16 protein-coding genes and 1 pseudogene are annotated in these 21988 nt (G+C 60.6%); 13 read left to right on the top strand and 4 right to left on the bottom strand.

Features of this window, described 5'->3' with window-relative positions; translation table 11 throughout:
* A pseudogene (locus ACRDT3_RS08235) lies at window positions 1-116 on the top strand (IS982 family transposase); the annotation flags it as partial.
* A gap of 75 nt (window positions 117-191) precedes the next feature.
* On the opposite strand, the gene ACRDT3_RS08230 reads toward ACRDT3_RS08235, so the two are convergent.
* A complete protein-coding gene (locus tag ACRDT3_RS08230; RefSeq protein ID WP_431492511.1) occupies window positions 192-653 on the bottom strand; it encodes a hypothetical protein in 462 nt (153 codons plus the stop codon).
* Between the two features lie 618 nt (window positions 654-1271).
* Between ACRDT3_RS08230 and ACRDT3_RS08225 the strand changes: the two genes are divergently transcribed.
* From ACRDT3_RS08225 to ACRDT3_RS08210, 4 genes are all read left to right on the top strand, one after another.
* Window positions 1272-3155 carry an acetolactate synthase large subunit gene (locus tag ACRDT3_RS08225; protein ID WP_431492510.1) on the top strand — a complete coding sequence of 628 codons (1884 nt, stop codon included), beginning with the start codon at window positions 1272-1274 and terminating at the stop codon, window positions 3153-3155.
* Window positions 3156-3158: 3 nt separating this feature from the next.
* Window positions 3159-3677 (top strand): acetolactate synthase small subunit, encoded by a 519-nt coding sequence (ilvN, locus tag ACRDT3_RS08220; protein WP_431492509.1) that lies wholly within the window; start codon window positions 3159-3161, stop codon window positions 3675-3677.
* A 123-nt stretch (window positions 3678-3800) separates the two neighbouring features.
* Complete coding sequence (ilvC, locus tag ACRDT3_RS08215) at window positions 3801-4832, top strand: ketol-acid reductoisomerase (RefSeq protein ID WP_431492508.1); 1032 nt, start codon at window positions 3801-3803, stop codon at window positions 4830-4832.
* Window positions 4833-4946: 114 nt separating this feature from the next.
* Window positions 4947-5564, top strand: a complete 618-nt coding sequence (locus tag ACRDT3_RS08210) for a ribonuclease D (RefSeq protein WP_431492507.1) — start codon at window positions 4947-4949, stop codon at window positions 5562-5564.
* Here the strand turns inward: ACRDT3_RS08210 and ACRDT3_RS08205 are convergent.
* Entirely contained in the window at window positions 5554-6384 is an 831-nt protein-coding gene (locus tag ACRDT3_RS08205; RefSeq protein ID WP_431492506.1) for a hypothetical protein, read from the bottom strand. The two genes, ACRDT3_RS08210 and ACRDT3_RS08205, sit on opposite strands and share 11 nt — an antisense overlap.
* Window positions 6362-7336, bottom strand: coding sequence for a hypothetical protein (locus tag ACRDT3_RS08200; protein WP_431492505.1), 975 nt, complete (start codon window positions 7334-7336; stop codon window positions 6362-6364). Before ACRDT3_RS08200 ends, ACRDT3_RS08205 begins: the two co-directional genes overlap by 23 nt.
* Window positions 7337-7840: 504 nt before the next feature.
* Here ACRDT3_RS08200 and ACRDT3_RS08195 point away from each other — a divergent pair.
* The gene (locus ACRDT3_RS08195; RefSeq protein ID WP_431492504.1) at window positions 7841-8542 is read left to right on the top strand and encodes a class I SAM-dependent methyltransferase; all 702 of its coding nucleotides are present in this window, start codon (window positions 7841-7843) and stop codon (window positions 8540-8542) included.
* 108 nt (window positions 8543-8650) lie between these two features.
* Here the strand turns inward: ACRDT3_RS08195 and rfbA are convergent, their stop codons facing one another.
* Window positions 8651-9568, bottom strand: coding sequence for a glucose-1-phosphate thymidylyltransferase RfbA (gene rfbA / locus ACRDT3_RS08190; RefSeq protein WP_431492503.1), 918 nt, complete (start codon window positions 9566-9568; stop codon window positions 8651-8653).
* 105 nt (window positions 9569-9673) lie between these two features.
* Between rfbA and rfbB the strand changes: the two genes are divergently transcribed.
* From rfbB to ACRDT3_RS08155, 7 genes are all read left to right on the top strand, one after another.
* Window positions 9674-10690, top strand: coding sequence for a dTDP-glucose 4,6-dehydratase (rfbB, locus tag ACRDT3_RS08185; RefSeq protein WP_431492502.1), 1017 nt, complete (start codon window positions 9674-9676; stop codon window positions 10688-10690).
* Window positions 10690-12111: a dTDP-4-dehydrorhamnose reductase gene (gene rfbD, locus ACRDT3_RS08180; protein ID WP_431492501.1), complete on the top strand. Its 1422-nt coding sequence runs from the start codon at window positions 10690-10692 to the stop codon at window positions 12109-12111. The genes rfbB and rfbD overlap by 1 nt, the downstream gene beginning before the upstream one ends.
* Window positions 12112-12521: 410 nt before the next feature.
* On the top strand, window positions 12522-15071 hold the full coding sequence (locus ACRDT3_RS08175) for a helix-turn-helix transcriptional regulator (protein ID WP_431492500.1): 2550 nt from the start codon (window positions 12522-12524) through the stop codon (window positions 15069-15071).
* The gene (locus ACRDT3_RS08170) at window positions 15068-17755 is read left to right on the top strand and encodes a response regulator transcription factor (protein ID WP_431492499.1); all 2688 of its coding nucleotides are present in this window, start codon (window positions 15068-15070) and stop codon (window positions 17753-17755) included. The genes ACRDT3_RS08175 and ACRDT3_RS08170 overlap by 4 nt, the downstream gene beginning before the upstream one ends.
* Window positions 17756-18324: 569 nt before the next feature.
* Entirely contained in the window at window positions 18325-19854 is a 1530-nt protein-coding gene (locus ACRDT3_RS08165) for a sugar transferase (RefSeq protein ID WP_431492498.1), read from the top strand.
* On the top strand, window positions 19854-20954 hold the full coding sequence (locus ACRDT3_RS08160) for a Gfo/Idh/MocA family protein (protein ID WP_431492497.1): 1101 nt from the start codon (window positions 19854-19856) through the stop codon (window positions 20952-20954). Before ACRDT3_RS08165 ends, ACRDT3_RS08160 begins: the two co-directional genes overlap by 1 nt.
* Window positions 20951-21973: an NAD-dependent epimerase/dehydratase family protein gene (locus tag ACRDT3_RS08155; RefSeq protein WP_431492496.1), complete on the top strand. Its 1023-nt coding sequence runs from the start codon at window positions 20951-20953 to the stop codon at window positions 21971-21973. Before ACRDT3_RS08160 ends, ACRDT3_RS08155 begins: the two co-directional genes overlap by 4 nt.
* The last annotated feature ends 15 nt before the right edge of the window (window positions 21974-21988 follow it).

The following is a 21988-nucleotide window of genomic DNA, read 5'->3' as shown; positions in this document are numbered from 1 at the left end:
TGGAGGGGATGGTGGCCCGGGTGGCGTGCAAGCTGTTGGCCATGGCGGCCGGGATCTGGCATAACTGGAAGATTGACGCCCCGCGCAAGCGTTCGCTGGTCTCGTATGACCACTGATTCCGCGGGGCCATCATTAGGAATTAATCATCTAGTAGGCGAGATGGCCTCTGCTATTCGGAATTCTCTTGCTGGTTATACGAAGTTCTCAGTTCCTTCGATGGTGTTCATGAAGTGATCCATGAAATCAGCGAAGTCCTCTGCATCTGATTTCTGGTCAATCGTGGCACCAATGCTGACTGCATCATCTACATGCAAGTCGATGCTCGGTGCTTCGGGAATGCTGAAGCGGAACACCCGGCCCGAAGAGATCGCCACTTCGTAGCCGCCATCGCTGAGCTCGGCCAGCTGGTTCACGTTCGTATTGTTGATGTTGATCGCATCCTCGGATGCTTCCAAGCTGCTTGCATTGACAGGCGCAATAATCAGTTCCGCTGGTTGGCGTCGATATCCGATGACCTTGAGCCCTCCGGAGCCGGCGATGCCGGTGCCCGCCACGAGATTGTAGCTGGCGAAGTTGGGGATCTGCGAGTCGAAGGCCTCATGGAGGCGGGCCTTTACCTGCTGGGTTGGATTTTCGTCTGGGCGCTTGTCCATAACCCATACTCTACCGATAACTTTGGACAATTTGATCAGTCGCAACATTTATCGAAATGTGTCATCGACACGTCATGGGTTATCTGATTGGTCATATTGACTTCTAGAATGGAATTTATGAGCCAAGATGCTAATTGAGTCGTCAAGCCATGCGCCCGTGTGGTCACCGACGGAATTCATGCCTCTCTTGGATCAATGCTGCAAGCGAAACCATCTGCAAGGCAGGCGGCTTTCTTGAAGCAGGGGTGTGCGGCTTGAGTGTTCCGCATCCCCGGCAGCTGGTGCTTGTCTCCAGCTAACCCCGTTTCGACAGGCGCTTTTGGTGCCCAAGAAGCGAAATCGCCAAGGTTTGATCGCGGTGTCGCGTCCAAGGTTTGGACATCCATCTCATATAATGAGATAAACAGGGTGTCTAGTTGCTCTTTGCCGTGAGGTGGAGAAAACTAGAGGCATGCAAATAAACACCGATGTACTACTAGTTATCAGGCGCGGAGCCTGAGACGCTGTCCAACACCACGGACAGTACGTCGGTAACGCGCAAGCCCCCTTTCGTCAGTAGTGACGGCCGCGGGGCGTTTTTTATGCGTAAACGAAGAGATAGAAATGGAAAGGATCCCGATGAGCAACTCAACACCCGCCAATCCGGCGTCGGTTGCGAAGTCAATCAATCGAACCAAGGATGCCGCCGCCGCTGTCTCTTCCGTCGTGGAGGCTTCGAACCCGGTACAGGGTCCGAATAATATCGTTGCTCCCACACAGATGACGGGCTCACAAGCCATCGTCCGCTCGCTGGAAGAACTGGGCGTCAAAGACGTCTTCGGATTACCAGGTGGGGCCATCCTTCCCACCTATGATCCACTGATGGATTCGACCAAGATTAACCACATCTTGGTCCGCCACGAACAGGGTGCCGGCCATGCCGCACAGGGTTACGCCATGGTGAGCGGGGAAGTGGGCGTTTGCATCGCCACTTCCGGTCCAGGCGCAACCAACCTCGTCACCGCACTGGCCGATGCCAATATGGACTCGGTACCAATGGTGGCAATCACCGGTCAGGTCAATAGCGCTTTCATTGGCTCTGACGCATTCCAGGAAGCAGACATTGTCGGCATCACGATGCCGATTACCAAGCACGCTTTCTTGGTCACCAACGCGGAGGATATTCCGCGCACGCTGGCCAGCGCTTTCTACCTGGCACAGACCGGCCGTCCCGGTCCGGTGCTGGTGGATATCACCAAGGACGCCCAGCAGAGCGACATGACCTTCTCATGGCCGCCAAAGGTCGACCTGCCTGGCTACCGCGTGGTCACCCGCGGACACAACAAGCAGCTGCGCGAAGCCGCCAAGCTCATCGCTTCGGCAACCCGCCCGGTGCTGTATGTCGGCGGTGGCGTGATTAAGGCCAACGCACATGAGCAGCTGAAGGAATTCGCGGAATTCATCAACGCTCCGGTGGTCACCACCCTGACCGCACGCGGTGCATTCCCGGACTCGCATGAACAGCACGTAGGCATGCCAGGCATGCACGGTGCCGTTTCCGCGGTGACCGCACTGCAGCAGTCGGATTTGCTGATTACCCTCGGGGCGCGCTTCGATGACCGCGTCACCGGCGTGCTCTCCACTTTCGCGCCGAACGCGAAGGTGATCCACGCCGATATCGATCCTGCGGAAATCTCCAAGAACCGCGTGGCCGATGTGCCTATCGTGGGCTCGCTGGATGAAATCATCCCGCAGCTGCACGAAGCATGCGCCGCACGCTTCGAGAACGAAGCCCAGCAGGATCTGACCGGCTGGTGGGGACTGCTCAACCGCCTGCGCGAAACCTACCCGATCGGCTACACCGAAACCCACGATGGCCTCTCGGCTCCGCAGAACGTCATCGGGCGCATCGGCGAACTGACCGGTCCGGAAGGCGTGTACGTGGCAGGCGTGGGCCAGCACCAGATGTGGGCCGCGCAGTTCGTCAAGTACGAGCGCCCGCGCTCGTGGCTGAACTCCGCAGGCCTGGGCACCATGGGCTACTCGGTTCCTGCCGCGATGGGCGCCAAGGTAGCGCAGCCGGACCGCGTGGTCTGGGCCATTGACGGCGACGGCTGCTTCCAGATGACCAACCAGGAGCTGGCCACCTGCGTCATCAACCGGATCCCCATCAAGGTTGCCATCATCAACAACTCTTCGCTGGGCATGGTCCGCCAGTGGCAGACCCTGTTCTACGATGGCCGCTACTCCAACACCGATTTGAACACCGGCCACGGAACCGCCCGGATTCCGGACTTCGTGAAGCTGGCGGATGCCTACGGCTGCGTGGGCCTGCGCTGCGAACGCGATGAGGATATCGATGCGACCATCCAGAAGGCATTGGAAATCAATGACCGTCCGGTAGTCATCGACTTCGTGGTCTCGGCCGATTCCATGGTGTGGCCAATGGTCCCATCGGGAGTCAGCAACGACCAGATTCAGATTGCCCGCGGCATGACCCCTGAATGGGAAGAGGAGGACTAGAACATGGCAAAGCATACGCTTTCGGTACTGGTTGAAGACGTTCCCGGCGTGCTGACCCGCGTCGCCAGCCTCTTCGCCCGCCGTGCCTTCAACATTCATTCGCTGGCCGTAGGCCCCACGGAAATTGCCGGCATCAGCCGCATGACCGTGGTGGTGGACGCTGAAGGGGATTCCCTGGAGCAGGTCACCAAGCAGCTGAACAAGCTGGTCAACGTCATCAAGATCGTGGAACTGCTGCCGGAAACCTCGGTACAGCGCGACCACATCATGATCAAGGTGCGCGCCGATGCGGCTACCCGCCTGCAAGTCACCCAGGCCGCGGAGCTGTTCCGCGCTTCGGTGATCGACGTATCCACCGACTCGCTGGTCGTTGAGGCCACCGGTAATGCAGCGAAGATCGATGCACTGCTGGCAGTACTTGAGCCATTCGGCATCCGCGAGATCGTCCAGGCCGGAACGCTGGCCGTGGGACGCGGATCAAAGTCAATGAGCGACCGTGCCTTGAAGACGCTTTCCGCCTGAGCGCAAAACGACTTCAAGAGACACGAACTACAAAATCTAGATACTTGGCACCTAGCTTAGAAGAAAGCAAAAGTGCCTAAGCACAAGACTTCTTTATCAGAAGCACAAATAAGGAGAATTACAGTGGCTGATCTGTATTACGAAGACGACGCAGACCTCTCGATCATCCAGGGCAAGAAGGTAGCCATCATCGGCTACGGCTCCCAGGGCCACGCCCACGCACTGAGCCTGCGCGACTCGGGTGTCGAGGTGACTGTTGGCCTGGCCGAGGGCTCCAAGTCCCGCGCCAAGGCCGAAGCCGAAGGCCTGAAGGTCGCTTCGGTTGCCGAAGCCGCAGCTTGGGCAGACGTCATCATGATCCTGACCCCGGACCAGGTCCAGTCCCAGGTCTACACCGAGTCGATCGCCGCGCACCTCGAAGAGGGCAACGCGCTGTTCTTCGGCCACGGCTTCAACATCCGCTTCGGCTTCATCCAGCCACCAGCCAACGTTGACGTTGCACTGGTTGCTCCTAAGGCACCAGGCCACACCGTACGCCGCGAATTCGAAGCCGGCCGTGGCATCCCTGACCTGATCGCTGTGGAGCAGAACTTCACCGGCGGCGCCAAGGAACTGGCACTGTCCTACGCAGCGGGCATCGGCGGCACCCGTGCCGGCGTTATCGAGACCACCTTCACCGAAGAGACCGAAACCGACCTGTTCGGCGAGCAGGCTGTGCTGTGCGGCGGCACCTCCCAGCTGGTCCAGTACGGCTTCGAGGTTCTGACCGAAGCTGGCTACAAGCCGGAAATCGCTTACTTCGAGGTTCTGCACGAGCTGAAGCTGATCGTTGACCTGATGTGGGAAGGCGGCATCGCCAAGCAGCGCTGGTCGATCTCCGACACCGCTGAGTACGGCGACTACGTCTCCGGCCCACGCGTGATCACCCCAGAGGTGAAGGAAAACATGAAGGCTGTGCTGGCTGATATCCAGTCCGGTGCATTCGCTAACCGCTTCATGGAAGACCAGAAGGCCGGCGCTCCGGAGTTCAAGGAACTGCGCGCCAAGGGTGAAGCGCACCCAATCGAGACCACCGGCCGCGAACTGCGCTCGCTGTTCTCCTGGATCTCCGATGCATCCTCGGATGACTACGTAGATGGTTCGGTAGCCCGCTAAGGTTTCTACTAGTACGCTGAACGTTTAACGTCAGCAGGACTCGAATTCAAAATATTCGGGTCCTGCTGACGTTTCTTTTTACGAACAACGCTACATGGACATAGACTCAAGGGTATGTTCCAAATTCATGATGGCGATCTTTCGGAGCAGGCGTACGAGGCGCTGCGGACGGAGCCATTAATCGCGTGCGACACTGAGACTTCAGGGCTTAATTGGAAAACGGATCATTTGGGATTGGTGCAGTTCTACGGCGAACAGTCAGGCACTCATCTGGTCAAGGTTCGAAGTGATATGACTGCCCTCCGTGTTTGCATGTTGCTCGAATCCGACAGGAATCGGAAGGTATTTCACCACGCTCCTTTCGATTTGGCCTTTATGATGGCAACGTGGGGAGCCGATGCGCGGAATTGCGTGTGCACAAAAATTGCTTCAAAGATTCTTTGGGCAGGTGAAGAGGTTGAGCACTCACTGCAGTCTCTGTTGATGCGCGTTCTTGATGTACAGCTAGACAAAGGTGCCGTGCGCACTAGCAACTGGCTGGACAGGAATTTAACTCACGAACAATTGGCGTATGCGGCAAGTGACGTAGAGTATCTTATTCCGCTAGTGAGAATGCTAGAAAAAGGTCTAGCATCAAAGCAGAAGCTAGACCTTTATCTTGAATGTTGCGCTTTTTTGCCTACACGTGCGAAGTTGGATCAACTAATGCTCAATGACATATTTAGCTATTAGACATTGGCTGCCAGGCTTCATCGGTGAAGAACTCGAAGGCAGGTGGTACGGTGCAACGCAGTTTGGCAACGAGACGCATATGCCATGGTGCATCGGGACCATTGACTACCTCAGCCGTACACGAAATGCCATTCAGTTCCAGTGCAGCGAGATCCAGGGTGAAAAGATCTGGCACGTAACCCAACGGTGTGTAATCTTCAGCCGTAACTACGACGGCATTTTCATTTTCCGGGTTCGATGGTTCTCGTACCAGCGACAGGCCCGACCCCGAGCTCAAGGAAGCAAGCGCGCGTTCCTGCTGGTCGCGGCTGATCGAAACTTCTTGATGATTCAGAATTCGGGATTTGCCTGCGATATGACGCATGCCGTGCACGAGAAAAGAAACTTCCCAAGCATTGAGTTGGCCCTCGCAAGGTACTGGGACGGGGAGCAACTGCAACGTATCGCCTGCTCTGCGTCCGCCAGAATGCGAGATCTGTTCCCAAGGAGATGGGCTGTCTGAAAGGCCCAAGGACGAAATGAATCTGGTGTAATCAGGGCGGCGAGGATCCATTACCCGTTGTGCGAACAGCGGGAAGAGTGAGTCGGCTTCATAGCCTCGATCGAGGTCGGGGAATCCGACCAATGGCTGAAAGTCTTCGATTGTCAGGACGTTGCGTACATAGGTAAAACGGTAGATGCCAGCGAGGCTTCTAGACAATAACCCGATCACGCTGATCTGGAGGGTAAAAGGATGTTGCCAAGTGACCGCAAGGACGCTGATTTCATGTGAACCAAGGACATCGGACGACAAAAGTCTAGGAGGGGTCAATACAGACATCTCGAATCCTTTCTAAGTTCACGGTGAGTAGCTTGTCTATAAATCTACGCCGTGGCACCGACATTTGGGGGATTTGGTGAGGAATTCCTCGTACTTGATCTAGGTCCAACTCCTTCAAACGTTTCGACCAGTGCTCCTTTCCAGCGGATGTGCACATTGAGAAAGCCATACCGGCAGCTTCAGATAACCCTAGTTGGCGGTTATCGGGTCCAACGCGTTCAAGACGTTTAGCCTTAGCCTTGGCGGCCCAGGCTTCGATTTCCTGGCTACTAGTGTCTTCAGTCATTCTAAGTAACCGCTCTTCGCTCAGGTTGAACCCGAGGCTACTGGCGTTGTCGTAGATGGGGCTAAGGCGTTGGTGGAGGTCGGTTCGCTTGACTAATGGGTGGAGGATGGCCCAATTATCTTCGTGCCTGTCTTGGTTCGCTATCCAAGCATCAAAGATGCAGATCCCGGCGAAAGCATCGAAGGCCGTCATTCCGGATGAATATTCTCCTCCTGGAGGAGGGAGAACTCCATCCAAGGAATTCTTGATATTAGTGAGTGAGTGCCCCTGCCGAATCTTTGATCCTTGTATGAAATCCGTGATCCCGCGAGACGGAAGCCAAACTGCACCGTGGACAAGATCCAGCCCGAGGGGCTTCACATCCAAGGAAATTATCCCTTCCACGCCATCGTGAACTGCGAGGTAGACCGTTGCACCGGATATGCCCAGAAGTGGGGCTAGGTGACTGGACAGCAGTTCGGCGAAATCTTCTCCATAGCGCATGCGTTCGTCTACTGTGTTGTTCTTGAAGAACCAGCGTTTGCCCGAATCTCTGGGGTCAGCCAACACATGCTTGATCTCAGCACCTGCAGGTTCGGTGGAGATTTTCTCCCATGACGTCGTGTCGACTGTGTCGAACGCATTGTCAGAAATTTCTGAAAAGTGGAAGCCACTTGAATCGTCCAAATTCCGTTATTTCCTAATTCTTGGTTTCTTGGAAGCGTATGCGTACCAGTCAATCTCATCGTAGCGTGGCGCATGGCACATTGGGAGTTCATAGTCCCCGGGGGGCTTAGAGCCGAGGCAGGCGGTATTGCGGAATTTCGATTGGTTGAATGGACAGCATGAGCACGGCTGAATGCCGTTGTCCTGGCGCCCCATGAATAGCCTGTCGATAGGGAATCTCGCCGCTTCGAGAGCATAGGCCGGAAACTTCGCATGCTATTCCCTTGTAACGCGGTGCCCCCACGGATCATTGGGCAGATGACAGTGGACGCCCGTCAATGTGCTGCTGGAGAGTAGGCGAGCAGTGACGTATACAGGAAGATGCAACGCTCCCGAAGAATCTAGGGACAAATAAAAGTATCAAACCTGAAATGCTCGGCTTGAGGCGCGTTGAGAGTCGTGTTTTCCCAACCGATAGGCGAACTACTTGCTAGACTCGCTTGAAACTATCAAGGGAGTGCGCCCGTGCTGCAGGAAAGCAACTACGACGATTTCGCCAGGGACTACGCTGATGAAAACGAATTCAGCATGCTGAACGCCTACTACGAGCGCCCAGCCACCCTGGAACTGGCGGGAGACGTCGCAGGGCGGAAAATCCTGGATATCGGCTGTGGCGCTGGTCCGCTTGCCGAACAACTGATCATTCGCGGAGCCACCGTCTCGGGCTTCGACACCAGCCGGGGGATGGTGGACCTGGCACGCCAGCGCCTGGGCGAGGATGCTGACCTTCAAGTGGCCACCTTGGGGGAGAAGCTCCCGTATGGCGATAGCAGTTTTGACGATGCCATTGCGTCTCTGGTTTTCCACTACTTGCCGGACTGGAGCTACGCGCTGGAAGAAGTCCGCCGCGTGCTCAAGCCTGGCGGGCGGCTCATCATGTCGGTGAACCACCCGATTCTGTATCCGTTCAACCACCGCGGCAAGGACTACTTCCAGCTCACCCAGTACACCGATGAAGTGACCTTCAACGGGAAACCTGCCGAACTGACCTACTGGCATCGGCCTTTGCACGAAATCATGACGGCGCTGATCTCCGCCGGGTTTACTGTAGAGCGCGTCTGGGAGCCTCCGTATGTGAAGGATGCGCCGGAAGGCGTGATTCCGGAAGCCTTGCGTGAACGCGACGCGTTCTTGAGCTTCCTGTTCTTCTCGCTGCGCGCAAGCTAGCAGGGCAACCTGGCCTCGGCGGGGCTGTACCAAGCACTGCGAACTGCCCCGCACGGCGTGGGCTTCTGCCGGACGAACCTGCGCCCGGCAGTAAACTTCTCCCTGCGGTCAGGGAAGTACAGAGGCTGCAGAATCCAGATCTGGATGGTAAGGATCAACGAAGTTCTGGTCAGCAAGTTGCAGCAAATAATCGCCGTAGCCGCTCTTGCCAAGGTCGAGCCCCAAGCGGCGCAACTGCTGCTCGTCAATGAAACCTTGGCGCCATGCCACCTCTTCAGGCGATCCGATTTTCAGGCCTTGGCGTGATTCCACTGTTCTCACGAAGTTCGACGCATCGTTCAGCGAATCGAAGGTCCCGGTGTCCAGCCATGCGGTCCCGCGCGCAAGCACGGTGACATTCAGCCGGCCCTCATTGAGGTATAGCCGGTTGATGTCGGTGATTTCCAATTCTCCGCGGGCCGAAGGCTGCAGCTCCTGGGCCTTCTCGACCACGGAATTGTCATAGAAATACAATCCGGGAACGGCGAAATGGCTCTTGGGTTCAAGCGGCTTTTCTTCCAGCGAGATGGCACATCCTGACTCGTCGAACTCGACCACTCCGTAAGCGCTGGGATCCTTGACCCAGTAGCCGAAAATAGTCGCCCCGGGTTGATCCGAGTACCTGCCAAGCTGCGTGCCGAATCCCGGACCATGAAAGATGTTATCGCCTAGCACCAGGGCAACTGACTCGTCGCCTATGTGCTCGGCCCCAAGCACGAATGCCTGGGCCAGGCCCTCGGGCTTGGGCTGGACCGTGTAGGTGAGCTCGATGCCGAACTGCGAACCGTCGCCCAGCAGATTGCGGAACTGCGGTTCATCTTGTGGTGTGGTGATGACCAGGATCTGACGGATCCCGGCGAGCATCAGCGTTGACAGCGGGTAGTAGATCATCGGCTTATCGTAAACAGGCACCAACTGCTTGGATATTCCCCGCGTGATTGGGTGCAAACGCGACCCGGTGCCCCCAGCTAGAATTATTCCCCTCATGGCTATCGAGCCTAATGAAACGTGAAGTAGTCGCGTCAGAGTAGTCATACTCGAGAATTGCTAGGATGCTGCCCCGCTGCGTAGCCCTCTGGCTACATTAGTGAGATGAAAAGAATCCTTGTAACTGGGGGAGCAGGATTCATTGGGGCGAACTTCGTGCACCACATGATCGCGCACTCCGACAGTGAAATCACCGTACTGGACAAGATGACCTACGCGGCAAACCGGCAGTCGCTGGAAGGGGTTGACAGCAATCGCTTCAACCTCGTTGTGGGCGACATCTGCGACTACGTCCTGGTCAACGAACTGGTGCCGCAGCATGACGCCGTGGTCCACTTCGCGGCCGAGACGCACAACGACAATTCCTTGCATGATGCCCGCAGTTTCTTGAATTCAAATGTCTTGGGGACTTTTGAACTCCTGGAAGCGGTACGCAACCATGGCGTGCGCCTGCACCACATCTCCACCGACGAGGTCTACGGGGATTTGGAGCTGGATGATCCGCAGCGCTTCACCGAATCCACGCCGTACAAGCCGTCCAGTCCGTATTCGGCGACCAAGGCCTCCAGCGACCTGCTGGTCAAGGCCTGGGTACGCTCCTTCGGGATCGAGGCGACGCTGTCCAACTGCTCGAACAACTACGGTCCGTACCAGCATGTGGAGAAGTTCATCCCGCGGCAGATCACCAATATCCTCGGCGGGCTTCGGCCCAAGCTCTACGGCAATGGCGCCAATGTGCGCGATTGGATCCACGCCAGCGACCATTCCTCCGCGGTGCAGCTCATCCTCGAAGCAGGAGAGCCCGGCCGCACCTATCTGATCGGCGCAGACGGGGAGAAGAGCAACCGGGAAGTGCTGGGGCTGATCCTGGGGCTCATGGGCAAAAAGGCTGATGGCTTCGACTGCGTGCCCGACCGTACCGGCCATGACCTGCGCTATGCCATTGATTCGACTGTTCTGCGCACCGAGCTTGGGTGGGAACCGCAGAATACCAATCTGGAACGCGGCCTGGAGCAAACCATTGACTGGTACCGGCAGCACCGCTCCTGGTGGGAGGCGGCCAAGGCGAAGACCGAACAGCGCTACCAGCAGCAGGCCGGCGTGCTGAAGGTTGCCAGCTGATGGGCGGCACAGCGGCACTGCAGGTCGCTCAAACCCCGATCCCCGGGCTCAAGGTGGTGCGCTTGCCGGTGCACCACGATGAGCGCGGCTGGTTCAAGGAGAACTGGCAACGGGAGAAAATGGTGGCAGCCGGGTTGCCGGGCTTCCGGCCGGTGCAGAACAACGTCTCCTTCAACGCCCAGCGCGGGACCACCCGCGGATTGCATGCCGAGCCATGGGACAAATACATTTCGGTGCTTTCGGGGGAGATCTTCGGTGCCTGGGTAGACCTGCGCCCAGGGAAGGGCTTCGGGAGGCTGTTCACCACGCATGTAAGCGAAGGCCAAGCGGTCTTCGTTCCGCGCGGGGTGGCCAACGCCTTCCAGACCCTGGCCGGGAATACCGTGTATTCCTACCTGGTCACCGAGCATTGGACCGAAGCAGCCCGGGCGGAGTACAGTTACGTCAACCTGGCCGACCCCGAGTTGCGGATCCCCTGGCCCATCAGCCTGGACGCGGCCATCATTTCCAAAGCCGATATGGAGCACCCGCCACTGGCCGAGGCGAAACCGGTTCAGCCCAAGAAGATCGCGGTGCTCGGCGGGAACGGACAGCTGGGGCGGGCCTTCGCCCAGCTGGCGCAGCACGATGAGCGGATCACCCTGTGCACCCGCGCCGAGGCCGACCTGCAATACCCGGGATTCGCTGCCTCGCTGGACCTTTCGAAGTGCAGCCACGTGGTCAACGCGGCGGCGATGACCGCAGTGGACCGGGCGCAAACGCCCTCGGGCAGGGCCGAGGCCTGGCGGGTCAATGCGGTGGCAGTGCGCGAGCTAGCCGCGCACTGCGCGCAGCAGGGCGTGTCGCTGGTGCACGTGTCCACCGACTACGTCTTCGATGGCGTGGCACGCGAGGTCGATGAGCAACATCCAATCGCGCCAGCCGGAGTCTACGGGCAGAGCAAGGCCGCCGGCGAACAGGCAGTACTGGCTCATGGCGGCAACTATGTGGTGCGCACCAGCTGGATTATCGGGCAGGGCAACAACTTCGTGTCCACCATGCGCAGGCTGGCCGAGCAAGGCATTGGCCCCAGGGTGGTTGATGACCAAATCGGCCGGCTGACCTTCGCCAGCGAACTGGCCCGGGGCATCATGCACCTGCTGGATACCGGCAGCGACCCGGGGATATACCATCTGCAGGGCAGCGGCGAATCCGCCAGCTGGTACCAGATTGCCCGCGAGGTCTTCGACCTCTGCGGCTATGACCCGGATGCCGTGCAGCCGATTTCCACGCAGGAGTATGCACTGGGCAAGCCGGAGCTGGCGCCGCGGCCGGCGAACAGCACCATGGACACCGCTAAGCTGCAGGCGACCGGCTTCGCCCAGCTGCCGTTGCCCGAATTGCTGGAGCAGTTCCTTCACGCGAGCCGCGTGAAGCCGTGAAAAACCGAGTAGGTAAAAATCGAGTGTGGTCCAAGTGCCCGTTGGACCACCGGCCAACTGCCTTCAGCCTGATCCGGCAAATCCGCCCGAACCACCAGTAGTTCCAAGTCATCGCATGGCCGCGGAGGGCAAGCCCGCGTGAGGCGCCAGGCTGCGCGGCACTATGCGTTCACTGGGAAAAGCCGGAAAAGTGACTGAGCTTCATTTTCTGCGCCAAACAGGGTGATTTCGCTGCCAGCTCGTCCTAGGATGGAAGACTACGCGGATGAATCAAGTAATGCCATCCGTGCATTTGGGGGAACCAACCGATTGGGGCGGTTTGGATAATGGAATATTCACGAATCATCTCCCTTGCCAGCACTCGCAATGCTCAGAGGCAATGGGGAAAAAACAAGGAACATTCGAAATTCTTGAGAATCTCGAAAAGCGCATTGGGCAGGGTCCTGGCCGACCCGCACATCGCCGGATCCGTGGTCTCCGGACCGGTGGGCAGTGGGCGAAGGGCACTGGTTGAAGCGGAACTGGGCCGGTTGGCCGAGCCACCGCAGCTGATCCGGGTCAACGGAAGCAACTTCGGCACGAAAGTGCCTCTCGGTGCGCTTTCCTTCCTGCTTGCCCAAATCAACGTGGGCGAGCACCCGACCCGGCATGAAATGATCCGCGGGCTGGGGCGCATCCTGTGCACCGGCCAGCGGCCATCGATCGTGATGCTCGGGCGACCCGAGCTGATTGATGAGCAATCAAGTTCGCTGCTGGCCCAGCTGGCCACGATGGGCAAGATCAAGCTAATCGTGATCTGCGACCATGTGCAGGATCTTCCCGGCGACCTGTTCGCCTTGTACCGCTCGGGCCGGTTGGAGCACCTGCGCGTGAACCGGATGGGCAGCACCGAAACCCATGCCTTCGTCCAGCAGGAGCTGGGCGGGCGGGTCTCCGCCTACGGTTCGGCGACCCTCTGCTACCTGGCCGGCGGCAACCGCTCGCTGATGCTCAAGCTGATGCGCAGCTGGCGAGAGGACGGCCAGCTGCTGCAACGCAACGGGACCTGGGTGCTGAAGGTGAACACGCTGGAGGCCGGGCCTGCGGTGCAGTCCCTGCATGCCGCGATGACCCATGGACTCGATGACGGCGAACGCGAGCTGCTCGGGGCCTTGGCCCTGGGCGGACCGGTGGCGCTCGATCGCATCCACCGTTCGGAGCTCACCAGCGAGCTCGACGGCTTGCTGAACCGTGGCCAGGCCAACTACTTGTCCGGTGCCGTCGGCAAGGTGGGGATTTCCAATCCGCTGCTGGCTTTGCTGGTCAGCGCCGAATACCGTAACCAGGCTCACGCCCGCGTCGTGGAACTGCTCGCCAAGCTGCACACGGACCCGGAAGCTGCACAGGTCCTGGCGCAGTTGAAGTCCCTGAACGACCTGGGCGACTACGAATCGCAGCTCAAGGTGGCTGAAGACTTCCAGCAGGAAGGCTACCGGGCCGAGCGTTGGACCGCGGACCCGCGCCCCCGGGTGGGCATCGTGGAAATGCACGTGCGCGCGCTGGCCATGCTTGGACAGCTGTCCGCCGGGATCCAAGCGATCACCATGGCCAGGACCGGGCTGGACCAGGCCATCAGGGAATCCGGTCCGCGCGAATCCCTGGATATCGCCTTCCAGGAACTGGAACTGCTCAACCGATTCGCGACCTTGTTCAGCACCGATTGGCCTACGGAAGCGTGTACTGCCGGCAGCAGCCAGGCACTGGTGTCCTCTTCGGGCTGGATGAGCGAGTCCTTGCACCTGAGGTCCCTGTCGCTGCAAGCTGCCAGCTGGGCGGCGCACTCACGCCAGGCCGATGCCATGAAACTGGTCCGCTATGTGGATGAGGAACTGCGCAATATCCGCTTCAGCAGCCCGGCGATTTCCGATTTCCACTCCGAAGACGCCGCGGACATCGAGTTCCAGCTGCTCCAAGCAGAACTGCTCACCGGACGCTGGAAACTGGCATCGGACCGCGCCCAGCGTGTGGCCGATGGGCAGTACATTAACCCATTGCTGATTTCCTACGGAAATATCATGCGCGGGATCCTGCTCGGGTTGGGCAACGATTACGAGGCTGCCTTGCACCTGCTGGAACCGAGCCTGCACCAGATGGAGGTTGCCGGAGACCCGGGAACAGAAGCGCTGATCGGGTCGGTCATCGCCTATGCGCTGGCCTGCTCCGGGCGCAGGGCAGAGGCCTCGGTGCTGATTTGCCCGCAGTACGGGACCCCCGGGGGGATGCAGGTTCCGTTGAGCTTCTATTCCTGGGCGGCAGAAATCTTCTCCTGCCTTGCCTTGGCAGAACTCGGTTCGGCGCAGGCCGCACGGCGGCGCCTGGCTTCCTTCGCGCAGCTGGCCCGTGACGGCCAGCATGCATTGCTCGAAGCACTAACCCTGGGGTTCATTGTGCGCCTGGGGGACCGGGGCGTGCTGCCGCAGTTGCGCAGTGCCGCCAGCCGATGCGAAGGGGTAGTCGGGCAGAACCTGGAGGCGCTCGCCGATGCGGCGCAAGCCATGGACTCGTCGCGCCTTGTCTCGGCGCTGCAGGACATGGTCGAAACAGGGCACCTGCTCATGGCCGCGCCAACGCGCAACCAATTCGTCGCCGCGCTGGAAGTCAAGGACCAGCGCAAGCTCTCCCGCATGGTCAACGGCCTCAAGCGCGCCTCGGCTCCGCAGATCCAGCGGGAAAACGAGCTGCAGCTCGACGACCTGGAACAGCAGCCGGTCTGGATGCGCGAGCTGACCAAGCGCGAGGCCCAGATCGCCAAGATGGCCATCGCAGGCAAGACGAATCTGGAAATCGCCAAATTCAACGGAGTCTCGATCCGCACCGTGGAAGGACACCTGTACCAGGTGTATTCCAAGCTCCAGGTTCGCAACCGGCAGGAGCTCACCGCCCTGGACCGCACCAGCCGCCGTACTGCAGAGTTGAGATGAAACAGCAGCAATTGATCACTAGAACCAGGCCAACTGAATACAACCGGCTGCTGCAGATCCTGCAGCAGCCAGGCCCTGCTGGAGTCGTGGTGCTGGGCGAGCTGGGCATGGGCAAGACCAGCCTGGTGGAGGCAGTGCTGGCCACCCCGGGCATCGGGGAGCCGGTGATGAAGCTGCATTGCACGCCGTCATTGAGCACCATTGCGCATGGTGCCTTGTCGCCCTACCTGGGCGCCCTGGAAACTATCGACGAACCGGTGGGCGTGCTGCGCGAGCTGAACCGGAGCCTGTTCTCTGCGCGCGGGCACGCCACGCCGCATATCGTGGTGGTGGAAGATGCCCAGTTCCTGGACCCGCAGTCCTGCTTCATCCTCTCGCTGCTGGTGGAGAATGCCGAGGTGAAGGTGCTTGCCCTGGGCAACGGATCCCTGCAGGCAGGCAGCCCGCTGGGCACATTGGCCGAGCTTGGCACCTTCACCACCGTGGCCCTGCAGCGGCTGGACCGCAACGGGGTGCGTGCGGTGGCCGAAGGCGTCATCGGGCGCAGGCTCGGCGATGGCACAGTGCGCCTGATCGATGTGGTCACCGGCGGGAACCCGCGCTTTGTCGAGGCCTATGCTGCGTCCTGCCTGGAGCAGGGCACATTGTTCCATGATGACCGGCTGCCGCAGGACCGCTCGATCCACGAGCCGGTGTGGATCGTGGCCCGTGCCCTGCCGGAAATCGATACCCGGCTGCTGTCGCTGGGCCGTGAGATCACCCGCGGCCTGTCCAGCCAAGAGCGGCGCACCTTGCTGCTGCTGGCTCTGGCAGGCCCGCAGCAACCGGATCTGCTGGAGCAATGCGGGCTGCCGTACGGCCGGCTGGTGAAAACCGGGGAGCTGGTGCTAAGTGGCGGTGCGGTCTGCTTGAAATCCAGGCTGATGGAGCGAATCGTCCGGGCGCTGGCCTCGGAGCAGGATACTGCGCAGCTGCATGAGCTGTGGTGCGCCGCGGCAGCCGAGCTGGGCAAGGCGCATAGTGCCCTGGAAGTGCTGTGGTGCCTGGAAATCGGAAAGCAAGTGCCCTCCGAGCTGGTCCTGGCATGCGCCGAGCGCACCGCCCGGAACCTGGACTTCACCCTGGCCCTACGCCTTTGCGAATTGGGCAAGCTATCCCAGCACCATGGGCAAGGAGCGCTGCTCGAAGCGCAGGTGCTGCTGAGCATGGGCCGGCACTATGCCGCACGCGCCCTGCTCCTGCGCCTGATCGACCAGCTGACCGATCTCTCCCTGCTGGGCCAGGCCTATGCCTACCTGGTAGAGGTGACCACCTGCATCGAAGCGGACGGCGCAGAGCTGGAGCGGATCCTGGATGAATGGCGGCAACGGGCCCAGGGGCATCCGGACGGCGAAGCGGTGGCCGGCTTCATGGCTCTGCAAAGCGCCGGGGCCCAGGCGCTGGATTTCTGGATCAGGGTGAATACAGCCCGCGGCCCGCTGCCCAGCGTGGCCGAATTGCAGGACTTCCTTTCGGATCCGCAGCTGCCTGTGCAGGCCAGATTCATCGGGCAGATCATGCTCAGCGACCTTCATAGCTCCGCCGGCAACTGCCAGCAGGCCCTGGAACTGCTGGAGCCGGTGCTGGAGCTGCTCAAGGAGCATGCGCCGCTGCAGGCAATGTACGAAGTGCGGGTGTTCTTCCGCATCGGCTGGAACCTGCTGTACCTGGGCGAATACGAGCGGGCCGAGGCCTTCATCGATTCCTACCGCCAACCCAGGCTCCGCTCCATCCAGCATTACCAGGGAGCCATCTCGCTGCTCGATGGCATCAGCCACCTGCTGCAGGGCAAGGTGCAGCCGGCCTTGGCCAAAATGGCCGAGGCGGTCACCGAGCTGCAGATCGTGGACACAACCCAGTTGCTGGCCTTGGCCAGCAACCTCTACCGGCTGCTGCTGGCGCGCATGGGCATCGATGTGCCCGTGGCCCTGGCTACTGCGCCCGAGGATTTCAGTTCCAGCGGCATGATTTCGCCCTCCGGGCAGCTGGGCGAGGAATCCTCGGAGCAGCGGATCTTTGCCCGGGCTTTTGCCGCGGGCCTGGGCAATCCGTATCAGGGCGAGTCGCTGCAATGCTTCCCGATGGTTGAACGCGAAATCCTGTTCAGCTTGACCAGGCAGCTGGGTGACGAAGAGCTGGCCGAATCAGCGCAGGGGGAAAGGCTGCGGGCCTTGGCCGCCGGCCAGGAAGGTTCGCGCGCTGCGCTGCAGGCGCGCTTGATGGAATTGCGCGGCTCTCGTCTCGGAGAACCCCTGGAGCAGCTGGCGCAGGAGGCCTTGTCCAAGCAGGACTACCTGGTGGTGATCGAAGCCTGGGCTCGGGCGGCCGAACGCTATGCGCAGGCCGGGGACCAGCGCCGCTGCGGTGCATTGCTGCGCCGGGCGGCCCGGCTGATCGAACAGCAGGGAATGCACCCGGGGAAGTACATTGACCGCGTTCTGGCGATTACGGAGCTGACCGCCCGTGAAACCGAGATCGTGAACCTCGCCCGGCAAGGCCTGAACAATGCCCAGATAGCCCGGGCCTTGACCGTCTCGCAGCGTACGGTGGAAGGCCACCTCTACCGGGTATTCTCCAAATTGGGGATCACCGAGCGCGCGGAATTGGACCACGCCGGGCTTGAAGCGGGTACAACGCGCAAGTAGCAGGTGCCGGTCTGCGCAATCTTGGGGTAAGCACCACCCGTGCCCCGCCCTGCGCTGGTGGGTAATGTGAAATGCGGGAGCTGGCGAATTACGCAGGAGTTCTTTTTCTAAACGAGTGCGTATCTGTCTGGCAGCGGTCGGTGTTGTGGCGGCGAAGCTCATCCCAGAAACGGGGCCGGCGGCCAGCGAATCCGCGAGGATTACCCCCAGCGCGACCGCCGGTCCCTTCCCGAAAAGGCCCTGTATCGGCAACCCCTCTGCGCCGATGCAGGGTTTTCCCGTTCCCGGCAAAATCTTTCCAAGTAGTAAGCGAGTAGGAACCAAGTGCAACGCGAGTAGTTACGGGCAATGCGGGCGGTCTTTTGGGTGTTCTTCCACTCGTGCATCGGCTGCCATTGCACTTTAGGCTCAAGGTACACAACGGCAATCCGGCTCGTGGGACAGCGTGATTGCCTTGTGTTTTTGGGGAACTCGCTTATTTCTTGGGGGAATACAGATGCATTGCTTTGTGTTGCCGGTCTGCGACCACCCATGCTGCGTCGAATCGCTAGCAAGGGTGGGAACAAGACATGTCGCAAATTAGCAGCAGGCTGCGCGAGGAACGCGTATCGTCGCTGGGCACCTGGACGCTGGCGCGTCCATCAATTATCGGGGTAGCCGGCACCGCCGGGGCCAAGGGCCGCGCCTATCTGCGCCGGCTATTCGGGACTGACTTGTTGGTGATTGCGCTGGCGAGCTCCTTGCCGGCAATCGCCCAAGCCCAGGGCTCGCTTTTGCACCCGCAGCTTGCAGGCAGCACGCACTACTACGTGCTGGCCGGGCTGGTGCTCACCGCAGCCTGGATGATCAGCCTGCGGTCCTTCAAAGCCCATTGCCTGGGCAGCGTCGCGGTGGGGATGCAGGAATACAAGATCATGGTCTATTCGGGCCTGGTGCTTGCCGGCTTCATGGGGGTGCTGATCGTGCTCACCGGCCAGGAGAGCCTGAAGATCTTCCTGCTCCTTTCCTTGCCGCTGGGACTGTCCGCGCTGCTGACCGGCAGGTGGACCTGGCGCCAGTGGCTGGGCTGGCGCAGCCGAAGCGGCTACGCCTTGAGCAATGTGCTGGTGTACGGCCAGCCGGATGACGCTGGATTTGCAGTCCGGCAGATTTCCAAGAAGTCGGGACCTGCCTACCGGGTGGTCGGCGTGCTGATGGACGGAGCGCCAAACCTGGAAGCCGAACGCGCTATCCGGAAAGCCGATCCGACCCTGCCGCTGGCCTATGACACCGGCGGCATCGAGCAGGAAGTCAACCGGTTGCACGCTGATTCGGTGGTAGTCGCAGGGCCCCTGGCCGGAGGCAACGAAGCCTTGCAGCAATTGGGCTGGAAGCTGGAAAGCAGCGGGGCCAAGCTCATCGTGGCCTCCTCGCTCATCGGAGTGGCAAGCCGCCGGGTGCGCACCAGCCCGGTGGATGGGATGCCGTTGCTGCATGTGGAGCTGGCGAAGTTCACCGGGGCGCGCTACTTCTTCAAGCGCGGCTTCGATATCGTCTTTTCCGTGCTCGCCTTGCTGGCCCTGTCGCCGGTTTTCCTGGTGATCGCCTTGCTGATCCGGCGCGACGGCCCGGGGAAGGTCTTCTACGTTCAAGAACGGGCCGGCCAGGACGGGCGCCCATTCAAGATGATCAAATTCCGCACCATGGTCCAGGATGCCGAAGCGCGCTTGGCCGCCTTGCAAAAGCTGAACCAGGGGGCAGGCCCGCTCTTCAAAGTGAAAGACGACCCGCGGATCACCCGCTGCGGCCATTGGCTGCGCAAGCACTCCTTGGACGAGCTGCCGCAGTTCGTCAACGTCCTGCGCGGGGACATGTCGGTGGTGGGACCGCGCCCGGCCTTGTTCACCGAAGTGGAGTCCTACGAAGGGCACACCCGCCGCCGACTGCTGCCCAAGCCCGGGGTGACCGGTTTATGGCAGGTCTCCGGACGATCAAACCTGGAGTGGAAAGAAAGCGTGCGGCTGGATCTGTATTACGCAGAGAACTGGACCGTGCTCAGCGACTTGCGCATCATCTGGCGGACCCTTCGCGTGATGATCGAACCTGATGGAGCCTACTGATGAGTGTTGCACCCGATACCTTGATCCACCCAGCGCTGCGCGTAGCAGTCATCGGCGCCGGCTACTGGGGCCCGAACCTGGCCCGCAATTTCGCGATGAGCACCGAGTGGGAGCTGGTGGCCATCTGCGACATGGATGTGGCCCGCGCCGAAGCCTTGGCGCGCAAGACCGGCAACCCGGCCGTGGTCGGCTCGATGGACGAGCTGCTGGCCAGCCACGCCATCGACGCCGTGGCCATTGCCACCCCGGCGCGCACCCACCACCAGATCGCCATGCAGGCCATTGCCGCCGGCAAGCACGTGGTGGTGGAAAAGCCGCTGGCCGACAACAGCTTGCACGGAGCCCAGATGGTCCAGGCCGCAGCCGATGCCCGGAGAATTCTCATGGCGGACCACACCTACTGCTACACGCCGGCGGTGCTCAAGATCCGCGACCTGCTGGCCGCCGGGGAGCTGGGGGAGATCCTCTACATTGATTCCACGCGGATCAATCTGGGGCTGGTCCAGCCGGATGTCGATGTCTTCTGGGACCTCGCGCCCCATGACCTGTCCATCCTGGACTTCGTGATTCCCGGTGGATTGAACACCCGCAACGTGACCGCCTTGGGATCGGACCCGCTGCGAGCCGGGAAATCCTGCATCGGTTACCTGTCCATGGAACTGGACAGCGGCATCCTGGCGCATATCAACGTCAACTGGCTCTCTCCCACCAAGATCCGCCAGATGGTCATTGGCGGCAGCAAGAAGACCCTGGTGTGGGATGACCTGAACCCGCAGCAGCGGCTGACGGTCTTCGACCGCGGGGTGGACCTGGAACGCCAGGAAATGATCCGCGCCGACAGCGAAGACCGCAAGGGCGCCACCATTTCCTACCGCCTGGGGGATACCTGGTCGCCGGCGCTGTCGGAATTCGAGCCGCTGGGGCTGATGGTCTCGGAATTCGCCGCCAGCATCAGGGGATCCAGGCCCGCGCCCACCGATGGGCCCTCGGCGCTGCGGGTGCTCAGGGTGCTCGAGGATGCCAGCTTGTCCCTGACCGCAGGCTCCATCCCGCAAGCCACCAGCAACCGGAAAACACTCGTTATGGGGAACGTACTATGAGCGCAAACATTGAAAACCTGGCCGGGAAGAGATTCCTGGTCACCGGTGGTGCAGGCACCATCGGGTCAGAAATTGTCGACCAGCTCCTGGCCGCAGGCGCCGCGCATGTCGATGTGCTGGATAACCTGGTGCGCGGGCGGCGGAGCAATCTCGGCAACGCGCTGGCCAGCGGGCGGGTGACCCTCTATGTGGGGGATATCGCCGACCGCGTGCTGGTGCGCGAAGTGATGGCGGGCAAGGACATGGTCTTCCACCAGGCGGCCATCCGCATCACCCAGTGCGCCGAGGAACCGCGCCTGGCCGTGGACGTCATGGTCAATGGCACCTTCAATGTGCTCGAAGCCGCGGTGGCAGCAAAGGTCCCGAAGATCGTGGCGGCCTCGAGCGCTTCGGTCTACGGGATGGCCGAGGAATTCCCGACCACAGAACGCCACCACCCATACAATAACGACACGTTGTACGGTGCGGCCAAGACCTTCAACGAAGGGCTGTTCAAGTCCTTCCGCGCCATGTACGGGATCGACTACGTGATGCTGCGCTACTTCAACGTCTACGGGCCGCGCATGGATGTGCACGGCGCCTACACCGAGGTGCTGGTGCGGTGGATGGAACGCATTGCCGATGGATTGCCGCCGCTGATCTTCGGCGATGGCTCGCAGACCATGGACTTCGTGGTTTCCCAGGACATCGCCCGGGCCAACCTGCTGGCCGCCAGCAGCCCGGTCGCCGAGGGCGTCTACAACGTGGCCAGCGGAACGGAAACCAGCTTGGCGGAACTGGCTCGGACGCTGCTGGCGGCCATGGATTCGGAGCTGCCCATCGAATACGGGCCGGAACGCGCGGTGAACTCGGTAATCCGCCGCCTGGCAGATACCAGCGCAGCGCGTCAGGACCTGGGCTTCGAAGCCCGCATCGGGCTGGAAGAGGGACTGCGGGCGCTCGTGGAATGGTGGAAGCCATTGCGCGAGGAAGTCGCCGCAGGCCGGGGGCTGCACAAGCCAATCGGCGCCAGCAAGTAAGCGGACAACGATTTT

This window comes from Glutamicibacter sp., assembly GCF_050701915.1.
Taxonomy (GTDB): Bacteria; Actinomycetota; Actinomycetes; order Actinomycetales; family Micrococcaceae; genus Glutamicibacter.
This window is presented reverse-complemented; position numbering and strand designations above follow the sequence as displayed.

What these genes read in the sequence shown, in the direction of transcription:
- ACRDT3_RS08155 (WP_431492496.1), top strand. Translation starts at nt 20,951, where the DNA reads ATGAGCGCAAACATTGAAAACCTGGCCGGGAAGAGATTCCTGGTCACC.
- ACRDT3_RS08205 (WP_431492506.1), bottom strand. Translation starts at nt 6,384, where the DNA reads ATGTCTGTATTGACCCCTCCTAGACTTTTGTCGTCCGATGTCCTTGGT.
- ACRDT3_RS08225 (WP_431492510.1), top strand. Translation starts at nt 1,272, where the DNA reads ATGAGCAACTCAACACCCGCCAATCCGGCGTCGGTTGCGAAGTCAATC.
- ilvN (WP_431492509.1), top strand. Translation starts at nt 3,159, where the DNA reads ATGGCAAAGCATACGCTTTCGGTACTGGTTGAAGACGTTCCCGGCGTG.
- ACRDT3_RS08165 (WP_431492498.1), top strand. Translation starts at nt 18,325, where the DNA reads ATGTCGCAAATTAGCAGCAGGCTGCGCGAGGAACGCGTATCGTCGCTG.
- rfbA (WP_431492503.1), bottom strand. Translation starts at nt 9,568, where the DNA reads ATGAGGGGAATAATTCTAGCTGGGGGCACCGGGTCGCGTTTGCACCCA.
- ACRDT3_RS08160 (WP_431492497.1), top strand. Translation starts at nt 19,854, where the DNA reads ATGAGTGTTGCACCCGATACCTTGATCCACCCAGCGCTGCGCGTAGCA.
- rfbB (WP_431492502.1), top strand. Translation starts at nt 9,674, where the DNA reads ATGAAAAGAATCCTTGTAACTGGGGGAGCAGGATTCATTGGGGCGAAC.
- ACRDT3_RS08170 (WP_431492499.1), top strand. Translation starts at nt 15,068, where the DNA reads ATGAAACAGCAGCAATTGATCACTAGAACCAGGCCAACTGAATACAAC.
- ACRDT3_RS08210 (WP_431492507.1), top strand. Translation starts at nt 4,947, where the DNA reads ATGTTCCAAATTCATGATGGCGATCTTTCGGAGCAGGCGTACGAGGCG.
- rfbD (WP_431492501.1), top strand. Translation starts at nt 10,690, where the DNA reads ATGGGCGGCACAGCGGCACTGCAGGTCGCTCAAACCCCGATCCCCGGG.
- ACRDT3_RS08230 (WP_431492511.1), bottom strand. Translation starts at nt 653, where the DNA reads ATGGACAAGCGCCCAGACGAAAATCCAACCCAGCAGGTAAAGGCCCGC.